The sequence below is a fragment of the Streptomyces pseudogriseolus genome (genome assembly GCA_002154585.1).
In the GTDB taxonomy this organism is placed as follows: domain Bacteria; phylum Actinomycetota; class Actinomycetes; order Streptomycetales; family Streptomycetaceae; genus Streptomyces; species Streptomyces pseudogriseolus.
On record MUNG01000357.1, the window covers coordinates 1,114 to 1,341 of the forward strand.

The 228-nt window shown below is 67.5% G+C and carries 1 protein-coding gene; it reads left to right on the top strand.

The genetic code is table 11. The features are described from left to right. Positions 1 to 228, top strand: a 228-nt coding sequence (locus CCN29_RS36280; protein WP_442538510.1) for an undecaprenyl diphosphate synthase family protein, incomplete at both ends; no start/stop codon positions are given.

A 228-nucleotide genomic window follows, 5' to 3' on the forward strand; every position in this document is an offset into this window, starting at 1 on the left:
CGAGTCCGTGGACGTCGACATGATCGGACGTCACCTCTACACCAAGGCGCAGCCCGACCCGGACCTCGTCATCCGCACCAGCGGCGAGCAGCGGCTGTCCGGATTCATGCTGTGGCAGACGGCCCACTCGGAGTACTACTTCTGCGAGGTCTTCTGGCCGGCCTTCCGCAAGGTGGACTTCCTGCGCGCACTGCGCGACTACGCGGCCCGCCACCGTCGCTTCGGCGG